The sequence below is a fragment of the Bradyrhizobium sp. SZCCHNR1002 genome (assembly GCF_032381435.1).
GTDB lineage: Bacteria > Pseudomonadota > Alphaproteobacteria > Rhizobiales > Xanthobacteraceae > Bradyrhizobium > Bradyrhizobium aeschynomenes.
In genome coordinates this window covers 318,889-336,763 of the sequence record NZ_JAUHIS010000007.1, presented here as the reverse complement: position 1 = coordinate 336,763, position 17,875 = coordinate 318,889, and the positions used below count along the sequence as shown (strand labels likewise).

Here is a 17,875-nt window from a genome sequence, read left to right as displayed (position 1 = left end):
GAACTAATAGTCCTTCAGCAGCCGCTCGATGTAGTCGAGCTCGAGCTGCGGCCGCGACTGATCGCCGAGGCGGCGGCGCAGTTCTTCCAGAATGCGGCGGACGCGCTGGACGTCGATCTCGCCCGGGATCTTCTGCGAGAAATCGTCGATGTCGCGTCCCGGATGCATCGGGCGTCCGAGCGGATCGGTCTGCTGCGCGCCCTGCTGGCGGCCGGCGCGCTGACCGGGGCCGTCGCCCGGCTGGTCGCCGTCGCCCTGCTGCATCGCCTCGGCGAGGCTCTTCGCGCCCTTGCGCAGCGCGTCCAGCGCCTTGCCCTGCGATTCCACCGCGCCGTCGGCGTTGCTGTCGCCGAGCTGGCTGCCGGCATCGCCCATCGCGCCGTCGGCCTCGTCGAGCCCGTCGCCGCCATCGCCCTCCTCGCCTTGATCCCCCGGATCGCCTTGCTGCCCCTGCTGCCCCTTCTGGCCTTTCTGACCCTTCTGTCCCTTCTCGCCCTTCTGGCCCATGCCGCGCTTGGCGAGCTGCTCCTGCAGCTGCTTCAGCCGGTCGCGCAGCGCCTGCTGGTCCTGCTGCAAATCGCCCATGCTCGGGTCCTGGTCGCCCTGCTGACCCTGCTTGTTGCGGTTGCGGCGCGAGTCCTGGCCCTGCTTGAAGGTCTTGTCGCGAAGCTGCTGCTGCTTGCGGATCATGTCGCCGAGTTCGTTGAGCGCCTGCTCCATGTCCTGGTCGCCGCCCTGGCCCGGCTGCGCCATCTGCAGATTCTCCAGCATCTGCTGCAGCTGCTCGAGCAGCTCGCGCGCGCCCTCCTTGTCGCCCTGGCGCGACAGCCGCTCCATGCGGTCGATCATGTTCTGCAGGTCCTGCTGGCGCAGCACCTTGGTGTTCTGGTCGAGCGGCCGCTGCGCCATCTGCGGATTGTTGCGCAGCTGCTCGGCGAGCTGGCGCATGTAGTTGTCCATCGCCTTGCGCAGGTCTTCGGCGAGCTTCTTGATCTCCTCGTCGCTGGCGCCGCGCTCCAGCGCCTGCTTCAGCGCGTCCTGCGCCGCGCGCAGTGCCTTGTCGACGTCGCTGATGTTGCCGTCCTCGATCGTGACCGCGAGCGCCCACAGGCTGGCCACGACCTCGCGCAGCGCGTCATCGGTGCGCGCGGCCTCGAGCTGGCGCGTCACCGACTGCAGGCCGAGATACTGACCGAGCTCCGGCGAGAACAATTCCGGCGCGATCGCCAGCGCATCGAGCGCGGTGAACACGTCGCCATTGCGGTTGCCGTCGAGCGCCAAGATGCGGCGCTGCTCGATCAGCGCCCGCGCCAGCGGCTTGGTGAACAGCCGCTCCGGCAGCCTGGTCTCGAACGGCTCGCTGGTGCCCTCGTTGCCGGCCTCGTCCTTGGCGGTCAGGGTCAGCGTGACCTCAGCGCCGGCATAGGGGTCTTCGCTCAGGTCCTTGACGGTCTGGCCGAGGCCGTTGCGGGTGCGCGCGTTCGGCAGCACCAGCGGAAACTCCGGCGGCTGGAACAGCGGCCGCGCCGCGGGCGCGTCCGGCTTGGTCTCAGCGGCACGCGCGGCGACCTTGGCGCGGGCTTCGGTGACGCCGTAATCATCCTCGATCTTGTAGGACAGTTTCAGCGAGCCGCGCGCCTGGCGCTCCGGGTCCTTGGCCATGCTGATGACCGGCGGCTTGTCCGGCGTCGCCGCGAACACCCATTGCGGCTGGCCCGCCGGCGCGCGCACATGCACGGTGCCGTCGGACTTGATGACATAGTGCTTCTCGGTCGTGCCCTTCGGCGCGGCTTCGCTCGCGGCGACCTCGTTCGCCGCGGCCTCGGTGACGCCGCCGCCGGTGATGACGTCGAGATTACCGCCGCTGGAGCGGATGATCAGGGTCGCGCCCGCGGGCACCACGATCGGGCCATTCGCCGGCACCGCGCCTTCCTTGTTGGCGGCGGACAGGATGATCGGCGGCTTCGCGGTATAGAGCGGCGGCTTGACCCAGGCATCGACGCGGATCGCGACCGGCGTCATCACGCCGTTCCAGTCGAACGCCGAGGCGATGCGCATCGGCCGCTCGTCGCCGGCGGCAAAATACGTCGCGACCAGCAGCACGACGACCAGCGCGCGCACCGCCCAGGGATCATGCAGCAACAGCCGCGGCCGCGGCGTGCCGGCGCGGATGCGCTTGATCGAGGCGAGCGTGCGCTCGCGCTGCGCCTGCCACAGCGCCTGCGCGATCGGATCCTTGGTGGTGAGCGTGTCGGTGAGCGCGGTGGCCGGGCGATGCGCGATGCCGGAGCCGCGATCGAGCCGCGACAGGCCCTCCTCGCGGCTCGGCCAGCGATATCTGAGGATCGGCACGGCGGCGCCGAGCAGAAGCAGGAGAAACAGCGACACGCCGATCATGCGCGCCGCGAACGGCAGGCCGAGCCACAATCCGGCCCAGGACACGATCAGGAACAGGCCGACGACCATCAGCAGCCGCGCGAGATGCGGCCAGCCGCGCTCCCAGGCGATGGCATACCGCGCCCGCTTCAGCGCCTGCGCGAGCTTGAGCCGCGCGAGGCGATCGCTGGAAAGCCCATCGCCGGGACGCCCATCGGGAGTGCTGCTTGCCGGCGAGGCCGGCTCGTTCGTGAGGCCGCTCAACAGTCTCTCCAGGTTGCCCGGATGTTCACCCTACCACAAAGGCATCCATGAGGCACGCACCGTGCCAAGACTTTCCCGCCTGCGCAGGCCGTCCACACGGGAGTGTGACCGGGGCGGGTTCCCGGGGCGTTACGGGCGTCCGGGGCCTCATGGTTCGAGACGCGCCGCGCCCGTCGCAGTATCGCTGCACATCAGACACCGTCCGGCGCGGCGCTCCTCACCATGAGGGTCAGCAGTTGGACCAGCGCTGACACTCAGCGGCCACTCAGCACACAACTCGCGCCCCTCACCCTGAGGGCCCGCCGCAGGCGGGCGTCTCGAAGGGCGAGGCCCCCGCTGCCGACCACGCACATCTCATGCAAATCCGTTCTCGCGGCGCCTTCGCACCCGAGCTATCCAAGAATTCGTCACCCTCTCCAAACAGAGGGCGCAGGGAAGGCCAGGTGCCGGCTGGCACCTGCGGTCCGCGTGCAGCAAATAAGCACGCGGCAGAACCACAGGCTCAGCCGGGATCACCCGGCCTTCCCTGCGCGATGGTGTTACGAATTATACGCGCTCTTCCCGGGGACCGGCTTGTTGGCCCCGTCGCGGACGACACGTCCTCGCCCGCTTGGCATCAGCACCGGGATGCCAGAACCACGCGACTTCCTCGTCGCACCGGGATCGTTCGTCCGCGCGAGCAAGCCCACGCTGCGTCCCCATGCGCCCACCGCATCCCGCACCCGACGTCCGTGACGATCGCGAAGCGCCCCCTCAGCGGGACGGGATGCGAGGAGTAGAGCATGATTTCGGATAAAGCGCAAGACATATTTCGGTACTTTGCTCGAAAGGATCGAGCGCGCATCGGGAACGGAAAAATCGATCCAAAGCCAACGCCGACCGAGGGACCGGCCCGGGGCACACGCAGCAGGAATGGTTGAGCGCTCCGACGCTGCAATTGCAGCGAGATTTTTGGCAAACTCGACATCGATCAATGAGACGACATCAATATGCAGCATCGCTGTCTTGCGATAAGTTACGAACCAGACCTTCTGGAGAGCTGCAATGCGGCTTGCGTTTCCTCGTATCGAAAGCCTTCAGACAGACGATGGCACCGCGTCGATCCGGTACCTCACGGTCGACATGAACCGCGACAACGGCGGCCTCAAATATCTGTTCACATTTGAAGCTCCAAATGGCGAGATGAGGATCCCTACCACCGTTGCCCTTCTGACAAGCTCTCCGGCGCGAGAGAAGTTCCGCGCGGACACGGGCTTAGACCTGTTCGATTCGAGACTAAGCGAGATTGGCAAATATACTGAGGAGTATGCTGGCCGATATGGAAATACATTTCTGGTTCAGGCCTTTGATGTGCCCGCCAACATGGACGAGGATGCAATTGTTGCGCTGAGATCTGCATTCTGCGCGCTGTTTTTTGAGTATTGGTCATCGTACCGGCATAACAATCAGGATGACACGTGCGATCCAGCAGAGCGTTATCCCGACACCCTTCATTTTGTGCCGCAGAATCTGGGCAGAAAATTCCATCTTACTCTTCACGCGAGGCAGGAGGGGTGACGACTGATTTTCGGAACACCGCCCCAGTTCGGCTCTGAGAGCGGTCTCAAATTCGAATGACGACACACACTTGTCTCCTGCGCTCGATCGTCACCAAGCGCACGACCACCGCACCTCTGAGGACCACACTTGAAAAGCCAAATGCAACCTTATGCCGCGCAGCGCTTGGCCCATGTTGCGTTCGGCCCGGTCCCCACCACGCCCAGGCGCAGAACCGGCATGGACAAGTCAAACACGCGGCGCCAGCCCTGGCGTAAGACAATCGCGACGTCTCTGCGCGCTCTGACATGCCTGCTGACCTGTGCGTTGGCGCTCGCATGGCCGGCGTACGCTCCTGCAACAGATGCTTCGGCTTCCGCCGCCCTCGAAATCATCAACGGACCGACGCCCGGCGAACTCGAGCTTCGCGGCCATGGGACGGTCGAACTCGCTCCGGAGCTGATCGTCGAGGAGCAGCGCGACGACGGCAGCTTCGAGCGCGTTCAGGATCTCGACGGCGGCACGATGAGGCTCGTGGCGTCATGCGATCAGCGGCCCGGCACCTGCGTGACGATCGACGAACGCGGCCTGCGGCCCGAGCCGTGGAGCGGCCTGACCTGCTCGTCCCAATGCAACGGAGGCTGCGACCGGAATTATCCGCTGTTCGGTCGATTCCGCTTCGTAGTGGTGTCGTGCGACCGCCGGACAAGGTTCGAGGGCCCCGTCTTCGAGCTGTCCCGGCCAACACATGGATCTCGCTTTCGCCGTCCTTGAGCGCATCTTGGTCCAACCAAGCTTCGGAGAAAGTCGATTGCTGCGCCCCTGCGCCCTGACATGCCTGCTGACCTGCGCAATGGTGTTCGCATGGCCCGCGCACACTCCCGCGGCAGACGCTCCGCCATCCGCTGCCGTCGAGATTCACAACGGACCAGCGCCCGGTGCGCTCGAACTTCGCGCCCATGGGACGATCGAACTCGCCCCCAAACTGATCGTCGAGCAGCAGCGCGACGACGGCAGCTTCAAGCGCGTTCCGTATCTCGATCGCGACACGATGAGATTGGTGGCGTCGTGCGACCAGCGGCCCGGCACATGCGTGCAAGTGGACGAACGCGGCCTGCGGCCGGTGCCGTGGACCGGCATGTCCTGCTCGTCCCAATGCAACCGCAGGTGCGACAAGAACGTGCCGCTGCACGGCCGCTTCCGCTTTGTGGTGATGTCGTGCGACGGTGCGACGAGGTTCGAGGGCCCGGTGTTCGAGCTGGCCGAGAAGCCGTGACACAGCCTGCATGAACGCGCGGACGTTACTTAGTGCACTTGCAACGCAATCCTGGATGGGCCCGTGCCATGAGCCATATGAAGCTTGTAATCTTGCTCGTTCTAGGCGGGCTCTATAGCGCTGCCGCCCATGCGGGCGATCAGAAATGTGGTGCGCCTCAACTCTACGAAAACCTCATGAAGTCGGACAGCTATTGGCTGGTTGAAGACGATCCACTTCCACCAGATGAGCGGATCGTGGTTGGATCGGTTGCATATCAACCAATCAAACAGCTTTGTTTTAATCGTGGTGCGTTCTGGGTGGCTCAATTCGGGGCAGACTTCAATCAGGCCAGGATTCGAGTGGTGGGTAAAGCGCTCAGCATTGATCGAATCCGATTTATGCGCGCCGTCGGCCCAAGAATGTGGAAGGCCCTGATTGCGCAAAGCTATACGCAACCACGTGTGCGGTTCACGCTCTCCGCGACAGATGGCGAGTGTGGAGCGCGAGCGCTCGTTCTGGCAATTGACGGCACATCGGCCCCTGAACCATTCGGGATCGAGCGGTGGCAATTCAGACTCAAGTCGCGCTATCACTGCGCCGATTGAATCGCCGGCCTATTTTGTGTCACTGTAATTCCCAGGGGTGGAGGTTTCTTCCCTCTTGCCAAGACAAATCATCCTTCGGAAGGCCTAGCATCCAGAGCATCGGATCTCATTCGCCGGGAGACGTCCGCTACTCCAATGCGCGAACGACACGGATTCCGACATTGAGCTTGTCCTCATCGTAGCTCGCAGAGAAGCGATCCGTACTACTGACATAGAGATAGTTGATGGAGCCTCCCCGGATGATTCGGTTGTTGCAATCGGCTCCCTTGGTCCATGCCGATCCGTCGGATGGAGCCCCATTGTAATCGTCATGTGTGCAATCCAGCACCCACTCAAATACGTTTCCGTACACGTCATGGAGACCGAATAGATTGGGCTTCAGTTTCCCGACGGGAGCGAGATCCGGAAAGCCGTCGTTGCAAAGAGCAGCGCGAACCTTTGGATACTTCTTGCGTGCGTCGAGATCCGAGACATTGGCATAGTCGCAATGCTGCTTCCAATCTTCTTCAGTGCCGTAATAGAATTCGGTCTTGGATGTGGCGCGAGCTGCGTATTCCCATTCCGCCTCGGTCAGCAGCCGATAGGGCTTGCCGGTCGTCTTTGCCAGCCATTCGACATAGGCCGTCGCGCCGCCGAAGGTGACGAATGACACCGGATGATCTTCATAACCTTCGTCGACGTAGTACCATGGGCCGCCCGACGATACGCGGAAGTTGAAATGCGAATTCGGCTCGGCTCGCTTTGGCGCAACGAAGGAATCGATACTCCCCGACTTGGCGACGGCCGTCAAAAATGCCGCAAACTGAGCATTGGTGACTTCGAAGCGGCCGACGGCCAGTTTCGCCGCGATCTTCACGGTGTGGAACGGCAGCTTGTTTCGCGACGGATTTTTCTCGTCCGGACTTGCGCCCATCATGAACTCGCCAGCCGGAATGACGACGAGTTCAGGACATTGCGCGCACTCCCTGAAGGTTTCACCGACCTTGATCGCCATGGTCTCAGCGCTGGAGAGAGCTGACGGTCTTCGTCCTTCCTTGAAGGCTTTTATCGGCCGGGGCTCGGAGACCGGAGGCGGGGCAGCGGCGCCGGGAGGAGATGCCGTCGATGGACCACCTGCTACCGAGTTTGGCGCCAAGTACAGCTCTCCGACCAGCGAAATCGAAAGCTCCGGAAGCTGCTGTTTGTTGGTCAGCTCGTACACGTCGCTCGCGATACGTCGAAAGGTGACGCCAATCTCCGTCGGATCCGCGATGCGCGCCAGGATCGATCGGGTGAACGGACTGTTTCTGCCGCTGCCGTCTTCCGCAGTCCGCCCTGCTTGCGTGGCATACGCTGTGATGGTCCCGACCGGGCTGTCTATCTTCGCCAACCCCTGTTGGACGAATGAGCTTCTTGACCGTTCGAGCTTGCGACGCAGCCCATCCGCCAGAGGATTGTCGCGACACGCATCAAGAACCAGGATTCGAAGCGTCTTGGCGGCCTGCAGGTCCGACATGATGTCGTCGACGCGGATGAGCCTGCGCAGGTCGGCCTCGTCCTCGAGCTTGGCATCGATTGGGACGAGATAGTTCACGCCTCCGAACTGGATACCGTGACCAGCGTAATAGGCGAGAGCGACATCCGACGATTTCACCTCGCGAGAAAATCGAATGAGCAGATCTTCCATTGCGGATTTGCTGAGATTGGTGCCCGAAAAGATTTCGAAACCAAGCCTCTTCAAAGTCGCTGCCATATCCTCTGCATCATGCTCCGGGTTCGGGATGGCAGGCGTGTTCTTGTACGCGGAATTTCCGACGACCAGTGCGATCCGCTTTTGCGCGTTCGCAGCACCGGAGAATATGAAAACGAAAATCAGGGCCAGCAACAACCGCATGAAATCTCCCGGGTGCGTCCAGACAAATCAGAAAGGAACTCTATTATCATATAATATCTACAGAAGGGGTGGTATGAACGTGCAACCAGGGGATGACAGTGATCACGGTTATGGTGGGGGTATCTGAGCTCTCTCTGTCTCCAACGTGGGCTTGGTGGACGGCTCCGAACAACGAGGGTGAGTGAGCACAAGACTGGCGACCGTCGGGGGCGCTTCGCTCGTCGAACCGCCCGCGTGCAGTGATTGCGCCTCTTAGCTACGCCGTTACCGACGCGACAAGCGCCTCACGGCCAAACCGGCGCCCCCTCCAGCCCCACCGTCTCCGGCAGCCCGCACATCAGGTTCGCATTCTGCACCGCCTGCCCGGCGGCGCCCTTGCCGAGATTGTCGACGACGCCGAGCGCGATCACCAAATTGCGGTCGGGGTCGGCGGCGTAGCTGACGAAGGCGAGGTTGGAGCCGTTGGCCCATTTGGTCTGCGGCGGCGTGTCGGTGACGCGGACGAAGGCGCTGTCACGATAGAAGCGGCGGGCGGCGTCGAGGCATTGCGCCGTGGTGGCGCGGCCGCGGGCGTAGATGGTGGCGAGGATGCCGCGGGTCATCGGCACCAGATGCGGCGTGAACACGAGGCCTGTGGCGCTGCCGCCGCTGAGGCGCGCGATCGTGCTTTCGATCTCGGGCATGTGGACGTGCCGGAGCAGGCCGTAGGGGATCAGGTTCTCGTTGCTCTCGGCGTAGCCGAATTTGCTGTCGCCGCCGCGGCCGGCGCCGGAGATGCCGGTCTTGGCGTCGATCACGATGTTCTCGGGCGAGATCAGTTGCGCGGCGAGCAGCGGCGCCAGCGGGGTCAGCGCCGCCGCCGGGAAGCAGCCGGGATTGGCGATGCGGGTCTGGCCCGCGATCTCGCTCGGCCAGACGTCGGCGAGGCCGTAGGTCCAGCCGTCGGCGTAGCGGTGGTCGCCGCCGATGTCGACGATCTTCACGTGGCTTGGCACGCGCGCCAGCGCCTCGCGCGAGGCGCCGGTGGGGAGCGAGGCGAACAGCACGTCGAGCGGCGGCAGGCGCGCAGGGTCCCACTTCTCGATCACGAGATCGGCGAGTTTTGCGGGCACGCCGGGGAAGCGCTGCGACAGACGCTGGCCGGCGCTGCCCTCGCCCGCGGCGTAGACCAGCTCGAACGCGGGATGCCCCGCGACCAGGCGCATCGCCTCGCCGCCGCCAAAACCGGAGATGCCGACGATGCCGACGCGAATGCTCATGGGTGGGGGTCCTCGCAGAACAGTGTGACCGATCAGGTCGGGAAGCGACCAGGGAACGCGATCTCGCGGAGGCGTCCGATCCGGGTTAAACTAAAATCGCCATGGCCAATAAGCAAACCAGGCTGCTGCCGTCAGCCCTGCCCCCGAGCGCCGGAACAAGTCCGATGTGGCCACAGACATGCGAGAACGCAGATGGCGAAGAAGCTGCCGCCGGTTCATCCCGGTGAAATCCTGCGGGAAGAGTTCCTCGTCCCGCTTAAGCTCACGCCCTATGCGGTCGCCGCCGCGCTGAAGGTACCGCGCACCCGGATCGAGCGCATTGCGCGCGAAGAGAAACCGGTGACGGCCGACACCGCGTTGCGGCTCGGCAAATTCTTCAAGACCGGCGGTGCATTCTGGATGAACATGCAGGCGCGCTTCGATCTCGAAACAGCGGAAGACATGCTCGCGCCTGACATTGAGAAGATTGCGGCTTACGAGGCCGTGTGAGTAACAACTCGGCAGGAGGATCGTGGCAGTCACGACGATCTATGCTGGTGCGCCGAACGACCTGCTTATCAGTTACTCCGTCATGGCCGGGCTTGTCCCGGCCATCCACGTCGCTCTGCGCGCTCGGATGGACGTGGATGCCCGGGACAAGCCCGGGCATGACGTTGTGGAGACAGGCGAGCGCAACAGCGCGGGTAAGGTGTCGGGGCGATAGCGCCCCTCACAACCACGGCGCCGGCGTGTCCATCGCGATCAGTTGCTCGACCTCAATGCGCGGGCGGATCACGGCGGACTGGTCGCCCTTGACCAGCACCTCAGGCACCAGCGCGCGGGTGTTGTAGGTGCAGGCCTGCACGGCGCCGTAGGCGCCTGCGGTCATGATGGCGAGGAGGTCGCCGGGCGCGGGCTCCGGCAGCGCGCGGTCGAGCGCGAGGTAGTCGCCGCTTTCGCAGACCGGGCCGACGACGTCGGCCACGAAGGCGGGCGCGTTCGGCGCGGGCTGCTTGACGGGGAGGATGTCGTGATGCGCCTCATAGAGCGTCGGGCGGATCAGATCGTTCATCGCGGCGTCGATGATGACGAAGTTCTTGGCCTCGCCGTGCTTCACATAGATCACCTTGGCGACGAGGATGCCGGCATTGCCGACGATCATGCGGCCCGGCTCGAACATCAGCGTGCAGCCGAGATTGTGCGACACGCGCTTGACCATCGCGGCGTAGGCGGCGGGCTCCGGCGGCACCGCATGGTCCATGTGATAGGGGATGCCGAGGCCGCCGCCGAAATCGACATGGGAGATGTCGTGGCCGTCGGCGCGCAGCGTCTGCACGAACTCGGTGAGGATGCGGAACGCGGTCTCCATGGGGCCGAGATCGGTGATCTGGCTGCCGATATGGACGTCGACGCCGGTGACCTTGATGCCCGGCATTTTGGCCGCGCGGGCGTAGACGCGGCGGGCGTGCTCCAGGGGAATGCCGAACTTGTTCTCCGACTTGCCGGTCGAGATCTTGGCGTGCGTGCCGGCATCGACGTCCGGATTGACGCGGATGGAGATGCGGGCGGTGTGGCCGGTCTCCACGGCGAGGCGCGCCAGCAGGTCGAGCTCGGGCTCGGATTCGATGTTGAGGCAGTGGATGTCGGCCGCGAGCGCGGCGCGCAGCTCGGCCTCGGTCTTGCCGACGCCTGAGAACACGATTTTCCGCGACGGAATGCCGGCGGCCAGCGCGCGCTTCAATTCGCCGCCGGAGACGACGTCGGCGCCGGCGCCGAGTTTGGCGAGCGTGCGCAGCACCGACTGGTTGGAATTGGCCTTCATCGCGTAGCAGATCAGCACGTCCTGGCCGGCGAAGGCGTCCGCGAACACGCGGTAGTGCCGCTCCAGGGTGGCGGTGGAGTAGCAGTAGAACGGGGTGCCGACTGACGCGGCGAGATCAGCGAGATTGACGGCCTCGGCGTGCAGCACGCCGTCGCGGTAGTCGAAATGGTTCATGGGTTTTGGTCCGCGCGCGGGGCTGCGAGATGAGTGATTGTGGCGGCGAATTGCCGGGAAATGGGGTGGAATGTCAAACCCGCGCTGCCACCCTCCCCTGGAGGGGGGAGGGTGAAGCAGCGCACTTGGTGAAGCAGCGCACTTGGAGTTCGATTGTGCCCAGCTATCTCTCCGGCGTCATGCCCGGGCTTGACCCGGGCATCCACGTCCGTCCCAGGATGCCGCACGACGTGGATGGCCGGGTCAAGCCCGGCCATGACGAGAGGAGAGACCCGGGACCAGATCGTCGGGCCCGGTGAGGATCAGATAGCGGCTTCCCGCCGCCAGCAGCCGCTATTTGCTGTCCAGCAGCGGATCCAGGAAGAACGGTTTCTTCTGGCCGCGGGTGGCGGCGGGGGCGGAGTCGGCGCCGTAGCCGGAGTTGAACAGGCCGGGCTTGTTGGCGGCGTCCGTCGCGGTATCGGCGGGCGCCGCGGACATCTGCGGGGCCGGCGGGGAATTGGCCGGCAGGTCCAACGGGCCCTTGCGGCCGCAGGCGGCCAGCAGAAGGGCGGAGGCGCCCAGGACGAGAACGATCCGGGCGGCGGAGGTTGGACGGCGAGCGCGATTCACGTGTGAAATCCCCATGCGGGCGGCACCATACAGAGAATGCACCGGCCTGACGAGTGCGGGAGTGCCACGCCAGGACGATCAAATTGCGGCGATCGAATTTCGGGCGAAAACCCTACTTTCGCTGCTTTTCCAGCCGCTTCAGCCAGGCCTTGGCCTGCGAGGCCACGTTCTTCGGCGCGGTGCCGCCGAAGCTGGTGCGGCTCTTCACGGAGGATTCCACACTGAGCACGCCGAGCACGTCGGCGGTGATCCTGGGCTCGACCTCCTGCATCGCCTTCAGCGGCAGCTCGTGCAGCGCCACGCCCTGCTTCGAGGCGAGTGCGACGATTCGGCCGGTGACGTGATGGGCCTCGCGGAACGGCATCTTGAGGGTGCGGACCAGCCAGTCGGCGAGATCGGTGGCGGTGGCGTAGCCCTCGCCGGCGGCGGCCTTCATGCGGGCCTCGTCGGGCACCAGGTCGAGCGCCATGCCGGTCATGGCCCTGATCGCGAGCGACAGCGCGGCGAAGGCCTCCATCGCGCCCTGCTTATCCTCCTGCATGTCCTTCTGATAGGCGAGCGGCAGGCCCTTCATGACGATCAGCAGGCCGTTGAGCGCGCCGATGACGCGGCCGGTCTTGGCGCGGACGAGCTCGGCGGCGTCCGGATTGCGCTTCTGCGGCATGATCGAGGAGCCGGTGGTGAACTTGTCCGACAGCTTGATCAGGCCGACCAGCGGCGAGGTCCAGATCACGATCTCCTCGGCGAAGCGCGACAGATGCACGGCGCAGATCGATGCGGCCGAGAGCGTCTCCAGCACGAAGTCGCGGTCGGAGACGGCATCGAGCGAATTGGCCATCGGACGGTCGAAGCCGAGCGCCTCGGCGGTGGCGTGGCGGTCGATCGGGAACGAGGTGCCGGCGAGCGCGGCCGCGCCCAGCGGCGACTCGTTGAGGCGCTTGCGGGCATCGAGGAAGCGGCCGCGGTCGCGGCCGGCCATCTCGACATAGGCGAGGAGATGGTGGCCGAAGGTGACCGGCTGGGCGGTCTGCAGATGGGTGAAGCCGGGCATCACGGTGCCGGCGAATTCCAGCGCACGGGTGGCGAGCGCCTGCTGGTAGGCGGCCAGCGCGGCGTCGATGTCGTCGATGGTATCGCGGACGAACAGGCGGAAATCGGTCGCGACCTGGTCGTTGCGCGAGCGCGCGGTGTGCAGCCGGCCGGCGGCGGGGCCGATCAGCTCGGACAGCCGGCTCTCGACGTTCATATGGATGTCTTCGAGGGCGCGCTTGAACGCGAACGAGCCCTTGGTGATCTCTGACAGGATCGTGTCTAGACCCTTCCCGATATTTTTCGCATCACCCGAGGTGATGATGCCCTGGGCGGCAAGCATGGCGGCGTGCGCCTTGGACGCGGCGATGTCCTGCGCGTAGAGGTGGCGATCGACGTCGATCGAGACGTTGATGTCCTCCATGATCTCGTCGGGACGTTCCGTGAACCGGCCGCCCCACATCTTGTTGCTCATGCCTGCCGCTCTTAAACCTTGATGACCGCGTCTGGATGGGACACATCGTTTCGATGCCCCGAAATTCGCGCCTCTGATAGCCGCAACCGACCCGACATGACAAACGATAAGCCAGAGCCGTCCCCTGCCCGCCCCGCCTCGCGCGGCCGAACCGTGCTCGTCGCCGGCGCGGTGGCCGTCGTCGCCGTGGCCGGCATCGCGGCGGTTTCGTTCGGCGGACTGTTGAAGGGCAAGCCGTCCGGGGACCAGGCGTGCGAGGCGGCGGTCAAGACCGCGGCGCGGCTGGCGCCGCTGATCAGGGGCGAGGTGGCGGCGCTGACGGCGGCAACGACGCCGCTGCGGCTGCCGGATCTGGCCTTCGAGGACGCCTCGGGCGCGGCGAAGAAACTGTCGGACTTCCGCGGCAAGACGGTGCTATTGAACCTCTGGGCGACCTGGTGCGTGCCCTGCCGCAAGGAGATGCCGGCGCTGGACGGGCTGCAGGCCAAGCTCGGCAGCGACGCCTTCCAGGTGGTCGCGGTCAACATCGACACCCGCGACCCGGAGAAACCAAAGACGTTCCTCGCCGACGCCAAGCTGACGCAGCTCGCTTATTTCAGCGACGCCAAGGCCAAAGTGTTCCAGGATCTGAAGGCAGTCGGCCGCGCGTTGGGCATGCCGACCTCGGTGCTGGTCGACGGCAATGGCTGCGAGATCGCCACCATCGCCGGTCCGGCCGAATGGGACAGCGCCGACGCGCTCAAGCTGATCCAGGCGGCGACCTCGAAGGTCGCGGCAGGGCTCTGACGCTCGGGGTTTGGCGAAGCTATTCCTACGGGGTCATGGCCGGGCTTGTCCCGGCCATCCACGTCGGCCGGCATGCGCAGAACGGCGTGGATGCCCGGGACAAGCCCGGGCATGACGACCAACTGGTTGGTTGGGAGCGTCGGACTCCACTGCGGATTTGCCGCGACAGGCCGCTGGCCCCGCAACCAGCCCCTCGCGCTCAGGCGGCGATATTCAGGTTGCCGCCGACGCCGGGGCCGACATTGGCGAGCGACAGGGTCTGCTGGGCGCCGCCGAGCAGGGTCAGGACGGCATCCTTCTGCGCATCCAGGTTCTGCTTCAAAACCGATGTCGCGACCTGCTGCTGGGTCGCACTCGCCTGCTGCGCCATGACCGCAGCCACCAAGCTCATATCCATACGCAAATACCTCGCCTGAGCTGAACGGTAGCCGATCAGCCTTAACGAAGCGTGTCGATCGTTTCAGATTGTTTCAGCGGGTCGGCACCGGCTTGGGGCCGCGATAGTCGTAGAAGCCGCGCTGCGTCTTGCGGCCGAGCCAGCCGGCCTCGACATATTTCACCAGCAGCGGGCACGGCCGGTACTTCGAGTCCGCCAGACCCTCGTGCAGCACCTGCATGATCGACAGACAGGTGTCCAGGCCGATGAAATCCGCCAGCTCCAGCGGCCCCATCGGATGATGCGCGCCGAGCTTCATCGCCGCGTCGATCGCCTCGACGTTCCCGACGCCTTCGTACAGCGTGTAGATCGCCTCGTTGATCATCGGCAGCAGCACGCGGTTGACGATGAAGGCCGGGAAATCCTCGGAGACGGCGACCTGCTTGCCGAGACGGCCGACGAACTCCTTGGCCGCCTCGAAGGTGGCGTCGTCGGTGGCAATGCCGCGGATCAGCTCGACCAGCTCCATCAGCGGAACCGGGTTCATGAAATGAATGCCGATGAAGCGCTCGGGGCGGTCGGTGCAGGCGGCAAGCCGCGTGATCGAGATCGAGGAGGTGTTGGAGGCGATGATCGCCTCGGGCTTCAGGACCGCGCAGAGATCGTGGAAGATCTTGCGCTTGACGTCCTCCTTCTCGATCGCGGTCTCGATGACGAGATCGCAGTCGGCGAGGCCGTCGAGGCTTTCCGTGATCGAGATCCGGCCCAGCGCCTGGCTGCGCGCCTCCTCGGAGATCACCTTCTTGGCCACCTGGCGGGTCAGGTTGCCGTTGATGGTCGCCATGCCCGATTTCAACCGGTCGGAGGTAACGTCGTTGAGCACCACGTCGAGCCCGGCCAGCGCAGCGACATGCGCGATGCCGTTGCCCATCTGTCCTGCGCCGATCACACCGAGCTTGTTGATCTGAGCCATGTCGTCATCCACCGGAACGGCGCGAGGTCGGCGCCCATCCATGCCTTAACAGATGAAACACCGGCCGCGACAGTCCCATGCGCGGCCGGTGTGTAGGGTCTTACTTGCCGAGCGCGTCCGTCAGCTCGGGAACCGCCTGGTAGAGATCCGCCACCAGACCGTAATCGGCGACCTGGAAGATCGGCGCGTCCTCGTCCTTGTTGATCGCGACGATCACCTTGGAGTCCTTCATACCGGCGAGATGCTGAATGGCGCCTGAAATGCCGATGGCCACGTACAGCTCCGGCGCAACCACCTTGCCGGTCTGGCCGACCTGCCAGTCGTTCGGCGCGTAGCCCGCATCGACCGCGGCGCGCGAGGCGCCGACGCCGGCGCCGAGCTTGTCGGCGAGCGGCTCGATGTACTTGGCGAAGTTCTCGCGGCTCTGCATCGCGCGGCCGCCGGAGACGATGATCTTGGCCGAGGTCAGCTCGGGCCGATCGCTCTTGGCGACCTCCTCGCCGACGAAGCTCGACAGCGCCGGATCGCCGGCCGCCGCCACCGTCTCGACCGACGCGCTGCCGCCTTCGCCCGCCGCAGCGGCGAACGTGGAGGTGCGCACGGTGATGACCTTCTTGGCGTCCTTGGACTTCACGGTCTGGATCGCGTTGCCGGCATAGATCGGCCGCTCGAACGTGTCGGGCGCGACCACCTTGATGATCTCCGACACCTGCATCACGTCGAGCAGGGCGGCGATGCGCGGCATCACGTTCTTGAAGCGCGAGGTCGCGGGCGCGACGACCGCGTCGTAGTTGGCGGCGAGCTTGACGACGAGGTCGGCGAGCGGCTCGGCGAGATCATGCGCATAGGCCGCATCATCCGCCAGAAGCACCTTCTTGACGCCGGCGAGCTTGGCGGCGGCGTCCGCCGCGCCCTTCGCGCCCTGGCCCGCGACCAGCACGTCGACATCGGCGCCGAGCGCGGCAGCCGCCGTCAGCGCCTTGTTGGTCGCGTCCTTGATCCCGGCATTATCGTGTTCGGCAATCAGCAGCGTGGCCATCAGAGCACCCCCGCCTCGGTCTTGAGTTTGGAAACGAGCTCGGCGACGTCCTTCACCTTGACGCCGGCCTTGCGGCCGGCCGGCTCGGCGGTCTTGAGCACTTCGAGCCGCGGCGTGAGATCGACGCCGGTATCGGCGGCGGTCTTCTCGGCGATCGGCTTCTTCTTCGCCTTCATGATGTTCGGCAGCGACGCGTAGCGCGGCTCATTGAGGCGGAGGTCGGTGGTGACGATCGCCGGTCCCTTCAGCTTCACGGTCTGCAGGCCGCCGTCGACCTCGCGGGTGACCTTGAAGTCGGAGCCTTCGACCTCGAGCTTGGAGGCGAAGGTCGCCTGCGCCCAGCCGAGCAGCGCGGCGAGCATCTGGCCGGTCTGGTTCGAGTCGTCGTCGATCGCCTGCTTGCCGAGGATGATCAGGCCCGGCTGCTCTTCCTGCGCCACGGCTTTCAGGATCTTGGCGACCGCCAGCGGTTCCACATTGCCCTCGGCCTTGACCAGGATGCCGCGGTCGGCGCCCATCGCGAGCGCGGTGCGGATGGTCTCGGAGGCCTGCGCGGGCCCGATCGAGACCACCACGACCTCGGTCGCCTTGCCGGCTTCCTTCAGCCGCAGCGCTTCCTCGACGGCGATCTCGTCGAACGGATTCATCGACATCTTGACGTTGGCGAGCTCAACGCCCGATCCGTCGCTCTTGACGCGGACCTTGACGTTGTAATCGACCACCCGCTTGACCGGCACCAGAACCTTCATCGATCCTCTTTCGCTCTTAATTGTCCGGGGTTGACCTTTCGGGCGCGGAACCTAAAGCGCCCGTACCCCCCGGTCAACGCGCGAGGGGTGAAAAAAGCAAGCTCGCACGCCGCCGGGTTAACGGTTCTGCCCGGGCACCCACAACACGTCGCCGGCGCCGTTCCGGTTGGCGGCGCGGCTCGCCACGAACAGGAAATCCGACAGCCGGTTCATATAACGAATGGCAGCCTCGCTGACCGGCTCGTCGGGTTTGCCCGCGAGTTCCGCCATGATCCGTTCCGCCCTGCGGCAAATGGTACGCGCGACGTGCAGATAGGCGGCCGCGGGGGTTCCCCCGGGGAGCACGAACGAGGTCAACGGCGCGAGCTTCTCGTTCAGCGTATCGATGTCGCGCTCCAGCCGGTCGACCTGGCTGCCGACCACGCGCAGCCGCTCCGCCTTGCCCTCGCGCTGCGGTACCGCCAGATCGGCGCCGAGGTCGAACAGGTCGTTCTGGATCAGGCCCAGCATCGCATCGATCTCGGGCGCTTCGGCGAGATGCAGCCGGACGACGCCGAGGGCAGCGTTGGTCTCGTCCACGGTTCCATAGGCGGAGACGCGCAGGTCGAATTTCGGCCGGCGCTCGCCATTGCCGAGCGCGGTCGTCCCGTCATCACCGGTGCGCGTGTAGATGCGATTGAGGACCACCAT

The 17,875-nt window shown here is 65.2% G+C and carries 17 protein-coding genes; 6 read left to right on the top strand and 11 right to left on the bottom strand.

Features of this window, described 5'->3' with window-relative positions:
• Window positions 1-3: 3 nt before the first annotated feature.
• Window positions 4-2,640, bottom strand: coding sequence for a TIGR02302 family protein (locus QX108_RS28955; RefSeq protein WP_315784000.1), 2,637 nt, complete (start codon window positions 2,638-2,640; stop codon window positions 4-6).
• A gap of 1,044 nt (window positions 2,641-3,684) precedes the next feature.
• On the opposite strand from QX108_RS28955, the gene QX108_RS28950 reads away from it, so the two are divergent.
• From QX108_RS28950 to QX108_RS28935, 4 genes are all read left to right on the top strand, one after another.
• A complete protein-coding gene (locus QX108_RS28950; RefSeq protein ID WP_315783999.1) occupies window positions 3,685-4,197 on the top strand; it encodes a hypothetical protein in 513 nt (170 codons plus the stop codon).
• Window positions 4,198-4,416: 219 nt separating this feature from the next.
• Complete coding sequence (locus QX108_RS28945; protein ID WP_315783998.1) at window positions 4,417-4,950, top strand: hypothetical protein; 534 nt, start codon at window positions 4,417-4,419, stop codon at window positions 4,948-4,950.
• A complete protein-coding gene (locus tag QX108_RS28940; RefSeq protein WP_315783997.1) occupies window positions 4,925-5,452 on the top strand; it encodes a hypothetical protein in 528 nt (175 codons plus the stop codon). The genes QX108_RS28945 and QX108_RS28940 overlap by 26 nt, the downstream gene beginning before the upstream one ends.
• A 68-nt stretch (window positions 5,453-5,520) precedes the next feature.
• On the top strand, window positions 5,521-6,039 hold the full coding sequence (locus QX108_RS28935; RefSeq protein ID WP_315783996.1) for a hypothetical protein: 519 nt from the start codon (window positions 5,521-5,523) through the stop codon (window positions 6,037-6,039).
• Between the two features lie 127 nt (window positions 6,040-6,166).
• Here the strand turns inward: QX108_RS28935 and QX108_RS28930 are convergent, their stop codons facing one another.
• Together QX108_RS28930 and argC are read right to left on the bottom strand one after the other, a co-directional pair.
• The gene (locus tag QX108_RS28930; RefSeq protein WP_315783994.1) at window positions 6,167-7,912 is read right to left on the bottom strand and encodes an SUMF1/EgtB/PvdO family nonheme iron enzyme; all 1,746 of its coding nucleotides are present in this window, start codon (window positions 7,910-7,912) and stop codon (window positions 6,167-6,169) included.
• A gap of 284 nt (window positions 7,913-8,196) precedes the next feature.
• Window positions 8,197-9,171, bottom strand: coding sequence for an N-acetyl-gamma-glutamyl-phosphate reductase (gene argC, locus QX108_RS28925; RefSeq protein ID WP_315783992.1), 975 nt, complete (start codon window positions 9,169-9,171; stop codon window positions 8,197-8,199).
• A 192-nt stretch (window positions 9,172-9,363) separates the two neighbouring features.
• On the opposite strand from argC, the gene QX108_RS28920 reads away from it, so the two are divergent.
• On the top strand, window positions 9,364-9,660 hold the full coding sequence (locus tag QX108_RS28920; protein ID WP_315783990.1) for a HigA family addiction module antitoxin: 297 nt from the start codon (window positions 9,364-9,366) through the stop codon (window positions 9,658-9,660).
• A gap of 220 nt (window positions 9,661-9,880) precedes the next feature.
• Here QX108_RS28920 and lysA read toward each other — a convergent pair whose 3' ends face one another.
• The 3 genes from lysA to argH all read right to left on the bottom strand — a co-directional run bounded on the left by lysA (window position 9,881) and on the right by argH (window position 13,262).
• Window positions 9,881-11,146, bottom strand: a complete 1,266-nt coding sequence (lysA, locus tag QX108_RS28915) for a diaminopimelate decarboxylase (protein WP_315783988.1) — start codon at window positions 11,144-11,146, stop codon at window positions 9,881-9,883.
• A gap of 333 nt (window positions 11,147-11,479) precedes the next feature.
• Window positions 11,480-11,773 (bottom strand): LPS translocon maturation chaperone LptM, encoded by a 294-nt coding sequence (lptM, locus tag QX108_RS28910; RefSeq protein ID WP_315783986.1) that lies wholly within the window; start codon window positions 11,771-11,773, stop codon window positions 11,480-11,482.
• A gap of 97 nt (window positions 11,774-11,870) precedes the next feature.
• A complete protein-coding gene (gene argH, locus QX108_RS28905) occupies window positions 11,871-13,262 on the bottom strand; it encodes an argininosuccinate lyase (RefSeq protein ID WP_315783984.1) in 1,392 nt (463 codons plus the stop codon).
• 96 nt (window positions 13,263-13,358) lie between these two features.
• Between argH and tlpA the strand changes: the two genes are divergently transcribed.
• On the top strand, window positions 13,359-14,048 hold the full coding sequence (gene tlpA, locus QX108_RS28900) for a thiol:disulfide interchange protein TlpA (RefSeq protein WP_315783983.1): 690 nt from the start codon (window positions 13,359-13,361) through the stop codon (window positions 14,046-14,048).
• Between the two features lie 199 nt (window positions 14,049-14,247).
• Here the strand turns inward: tlpA and QX108_RS28895 are convergent, their stop codons facing one another.
• The 5 genes from QX108_RS28895 to QX108_RS28875 all read right to left on the bottom strand — a co-directional run bounded on the left by QX108_RS28895 (window position 14,248) and on the right by QX108_RS28875 (window position 17,875).
• Complete coding sequence (locus QX108_RS28895; protein WP_172111345.1) at window positions 14,248-14,445, bottom strand: putative motility protein; 198 nt, start codon at window positions 14,443-14,445, stop codon at window positions 14,248-14,250.
• A gap of 73 nt (window positions 14,446-14,518) precedes the next feature.
• Window positions 14,519-15,397 carry a 3-hydroxybutyryl-CoA dehydrogenase gene (locus QX108_RS28890; RefSeq protein ID WP_315783981.1) on the bottom strand — a complete coding sequence of 293 codons (879 nt, stop codon included), beginning with the start codon at window positions 15,395-15,397 and terminating at the stop codon, window positions 14,519-14,521.
• A 100-nt stretch (window positions 15,398-15,497) separates the two neighbouring features.
• Window positions 15,498-16,436: an electron transfer flavoprotein subunit alpha/FixB family protein gene (locus QX108_RS28885; RefSeq protein WP_315783979.1), complete on the bottom strand. Its 939-nt coding sequence runs from the start codon at window positions 16,434-16,436 to the stop codon at window positions 15,498-15,500.
• Window positions 16,436-17,185, bottom strand: coding sequence for an electron transfer flavoprotein subunit beta/FixA family protein (locus QX108_RS28880; RefSeq protein ID WP_008964844.1), 750 nt, complete (start codon window positions 17,183-17,185; stop codon window positions 16,436-16,438). Before QX108_RS28880 ends, QX108_RS28885 begins: the two co-directional genes overlap by 1 nt.
• Before the next feature lie 117 nt (window positions 17,186-17,302).
• Window positions 17,303-17,875 carry a cob(I)yrinic acid a,c-diamide adenosyltransferase gene (locus QX108_RS28875; protein ID WP_172111349.1) on the bottom strand — a complete coding sequence of 191 codons (573 nt, stop codon included), beginning with the start codon at window positions 17,873-17,875 and terminating at the stop codon, window positions 17,303-17,305.